Source organism: Staphylococcus sp. EG-SA-2 (assembly GCF_017152085.1).
This window is the reverse complement of the sequence record NZ_JACYHC010001085.1, coordinates 1-734: the sequence shown is the minus strand read 5'-3', so window position 1 is coordinate 734 and position 734 is coordinate 1. Positions and strand designations below refer to the sequence as shown.

Below are 734 nucleotides of genomic sequence, written 5' to 3'. Positions count from 1 at the left end.
TACTACCCTTTGGAACTGGTAAAAGTATATCTAGATAACTTCTTCTGACTGCAGATTCTTTCAAATGTTTTACATCGGTGAACATATTAACAAATTTATAATAATTCATATGATGTCGATGTTCGATAGCAATCATTTTCTCCCAAGGATACAAAAAGCCTGGTTTATATTTTTTAACTAAAAATTCTATTAACACAGGCAAAGCAACCATCACAAATACGATGTACCATTTTGGAGCTAATAGTAAGTAATATGTTAGAGCAAAGATGATAAATGATATTAAATTAACTTGCCATGTTTTAAGTCCCGATTGATACCATTGCCATCTTAAGCGTAAACCAACATATGGAAAAATTAATGCACTGAATCCAAAACAAATATAAAATGCCACATTATGTTGATTAATATTGTAAAACAACGGGAACATTACAATAACAATAATGAGTTGGATTAATATGCGCGCAAAGTAACTATATAAAATCGCATGGCGCATAAATTGAGACATGTGTTTTTCAAATGGTAATAAAAAGATTTTATCCGCTTCTTTTAGGAGTGGTCGCATTGGAAAAATGGATGTCAACGCAACAATCACTGCTGCTATTAATGCAAAATTGATATTCGTTGGAATATGTTTTAACCATTCACCATATCCAAAAATAAATGCACCCAGCAAAATAAGTAAAAAGACCATGAAATGACCATTAAATATAAACTTATTATAATAATTTTTCTCT

The 734-nt window shown here is 30.2% G+C and carries 1 protein-coding gene; it reads right to left on the bottom strand.

What is annotated here, in order from left to right:
• Positions 1-734: ABC transporter permease (locus IDG60_RS27925; RefSeq protein WP_206161030.1), on the bottom strand; the 734-nt coding region annotated here is incomplete at both ends.